Here is a 2,569-nt window from a genome sequence, read left to right on the forward strand (position 1 = left end):
CTAGGATTCTCATCCTGGATGAGGCCACCAGCGCACTGGATTATGAATCAGAACGCGTGATTCAGAACAATATGGCTGAAATATGCCGTGGCAGAACGGTGTTCATTATTGCGCATCGGTTATCGGCGGTGCGCCGTGCTGACCGTATCATTGCCATGGCGTCAGGCAAGGTGAGCGAGCAGGGTTCGCATGACGAGCTTCTGGCGTCGGGGGGGCTGTATGCCCGACTGTATGCCTTGCAGCAGGGAGAGGCGTGATGAAAGCGCACTATCGTGAATTTCTTCCTGCGGTAATTGAAATCCAGGAAACACCGCCCTCTCCTGTAGGCAGAGCAATTTTATGGGTCATCATGGTATCACTCATCCTTGCCGTGCTGTGGTCGGCCCTTGGAAAGGTCGATATTGTGGCAGTGACTCACGGCAAGGTGGCGGTGAGGGAACTGTCTCGGCCTGTCAGCACGGCGGTCACGGCAGAAGTTGCCAGCGTGTTGGTACGCGACGGTATGGCCGTTAAGCAAGGACAGGCACTCATTAAACTGAATAGCCAGCATCTGGATGAGCGGGCCGAAGAGTTGCGGCTGAGGCAGAAGCTAAATCGTTTTCACCTTGTGCGACTGGATAAACTCAACCGGTATTACAACGGACAAACGTGGTCCACCGTATTTCCTGATCGTTACCGCCGTGAAGATATCCAGCTAGCAGACCAGCTCGCAGCCCTGCTGATAACCGAGGTGGAAAACGATCGGTACGAGAAAGAGGTATATGAAAGTAAAAAGGCGGTGTTACACGCACAAATGATGGGACATCACTCTCGCCAACGGCTGGCTGAAGAGCAGTTAATGGTTTTTAAAGAGCAATATCAGGCGATAGAGAGCCTGTATCATAAAAAAATAACCAGCCGCGACAGCTTATTAGAGATTAAAAAGGAATATTTGGAGGCGCACCATGCTGTCGATGGCGTAGCGGCAAACCAGGAAGAAAGCCGCCGTAGTCTGACGCAGTTGGAACAGGAACAAAGCAGCGCGGAGGCGAAAAAAATCAATTCGGTAGCCCAGAATATCGCGGAACGTGAACATGAAAATCATCTGTTGGCGAGCCAACTCAAACAGATTAACGCCCAAATAGCACAATACACGTTGCGCTCACCCGTAGAGGGTATCGTTGACTCGCTGGCTTTCCGCGATGCAGGAGGGGCCGTCGAGCCACCACAGGAGCTGCTCAAGGTTGTTCCCGTCGATAGCGAACTGGTAGCAGAAGTCATGATCAAAAATCAGGATGTGGGCTTTTTGCGCGTGGGGCAGTCGGTAACGGTAAAAATCAACACCTTTGATTTTACGCGCTACGGCTGGGTAGATGGCACGCTACAGAATATCTCTGCGGATGCCACAGAGGATAAGGCGCTTGGATTAGTTTATCGCGCGGTCATTGCACTTAAGCATCGTTCGTTGCGAGTCGGGCCTGACGAATGGCAACTGGAACCCGGTATGCAGGTGACTGCGGAAATCAAAACCGGTAAAAGGACTTTCCTTAGCTATCTCATCAGCCCGGCAATGGAGGCGCTGCACGATGTGGGCAAGCAGCGTTGAAAATACGCGATTAACAGCCCATAAAATCATCTGTCAGAGGATATTATCTTTGTTTTCGTGAATGTGCTTTTGATTGCGTCACGGCCAACGGGGTTAACAACTGCTCCCGCTCATGCCATACATGGGCAAACATATCCGTGAGCGGCGGATCGAACTTGAGTCTCTTGAGTTGGTAACCGATGCCAAGGGCGGTGATGTAGGTTTCTTCGTCCAGCGGTGTTTTGTGCACTAAAAAGGTTTCGATAAATTTTTTACCGCGTAGCGCGATAGCCGGGTCTTTTTCCTGCGGGAGCTTGTTGTTAAGGGGTGTTTTTTGACAGATGCGTGTCGCGGTTCCTCTCAGTTTGGTATTTTTAAAAATGTCATCGACTGAGGTGACCGCAATACCGATCGCCTGGCAGCGGCCCTCATGGCCTTCTTTAACCGCACAGCGGTACACGCTTTTCAAACAAGGGTGTTTCCTGGTGGTGCGAAACAGAAAACGCTCTCGTTGGGCTATCAGTAGGGGGAGCAGGTTGTTTTCAATCTTTTTAATCCGGTACGGCGCTATCTTGCTCGGAAACTGTTTTTCCTTGTGCTCAGTCGGTGCTATCAGGGGGCTGAGGCTCGGGGACTTATAGAGCGTGATAATCATGTCATCTTCCTTGTTGTTCCTGATTAGAGACCAGTATGCGCTATAGCCACTTGTTTTCTTTCTGAAAACGTTCCATGTGGTATTGGTGCTGGCTGGAAAAATCACGCCCTACAGCAGTTTTTCTTACCGTGGGTTGTGTCAACGGATGGTTTAAAAAGAGAGCTCGCGAATCAATACTGCCGACGCGAGTTTCCAGCCGCGCACCAACAGGCTTTGTGCTTCGCCCTCCATCACTACCGTACCGCGTAGTACCTGTCCAGGTGCGTGAAAATCAGGCGGCAGTCGTAGCAGGACGCGATATACCGCCTGTTCCGGGTGGAGTTTACGCTGTCCATCACTCAGGGTGGCGA

At 51.3% G+C, this 2,569-nt stretch carries 3 protein-coding genes and 1 pseudogene; 2 read left to right on the forward strand and 2 right to left on the reverse strand.

Features of this window, described 5'->3' with window-relative positions:
* Together J5224_RS24825 and J5224_RS24830 are read left to right on the forward strand one after the other, a co-directional pair.
* Positions 1 to 257: pseudogene (locus tag J5224_RS24825) on the forward strand (type I secretion system permease/ATPase); the annotation flags it as partial.
* Positions 257 to 1,585, forward strand: coding sequence for an HlyD family type I secretion periplasmic adaptor subunit (locus tag J5224_RS24830; protein ID WP_264627884.1), 1,329 nt, complete (start codon positions 257 to 259; stop codon positions 1,583 to 1,585). The pseudogene J5224_RS24825 and the gene J5224_RS24830, both read left to right, overlap by 1 nt.
* 43 nt (positions 1,586 to 1,628) lie before the next feature.
* On the opposite strand, the gene J5224_RS24835 is transcribed toward J5224_RS24830, so the two are convergent.
* Together J5224_RS24835 and J5224_RS24840 are read right to left on the reverse strand one after the other, a co-directional pair.
* A complete protein-coding gene (locus tag J5224_RS24835) occupies positions 1,629 to 2,219 on the reverse strand; it encodes a hypothetical protein (protein WP_264627885.1) in 591 nt (196 codons plus the stop codon).
* A 150-nt stretch (positions 2,220 to 2,369) separates the two neighbouring features.
* Positions 2,370 to 2,569, reverse strand: a 200-nt coding sequence (locus J5224_RS24840) for a hypothetical protein (protein ID WP_264627886.1), incomplete at its 5' end; no start/stop codon positions are given.

This window comes from Candidatus Symbiopectobacterium sp. NZEC135 (assembly GCF_025962695.1).